The sequence below is a fragment of the Salinimicrobium oceani genome (assembly GCF_012037645.1).
The window spans coordinates 1-299 of sequence record NZ_JAAVJR010001510.1; the positions used below are offsets into that span (position 1 = coordinate 1).

Sequence of the window (299 nt, forward strand, 5' to 3'; positions counted from 1 at the left end):
GAGAACGGGTGACAGTCACCCCCGCCTGAATACAATTTGCACGGATACCTTTAGGAGCGAATTCCAGCGCAATGCTCCGGGTAATGGCTTCCAAAGCTACTTTGGCTGCAGAAACTGCTGCATAATTCTTCCAGGCTTTTGTATTGCCTTCACTGGTGAAGGACATAATTCGTCCATCTTTGGCGAACATCCCGGCATTGTAGATGAGCTTTGTCCAGTCATACAAACTTATTGCCATTGCATCAATAGTTTGCTGGAAATCATCTGATCGCAGGGTGGGTTCCTCTCCCAGCATAGAT

1 protein-coding gene is annotated in these 299 nt (G+C 47.5%); it reads right to left on the reverse strand.

Going from position 1 to position 299, the window contains the following annotated elements; all coding sequences use genetic code 11:
- A partial coding sequence (locus tag HC175_RS22870; protein ID WP_168140065.1) for an SDR family oxidoreductase occupies positions 1-299 on the reverse strand: 299 nt, incomplete at both ends.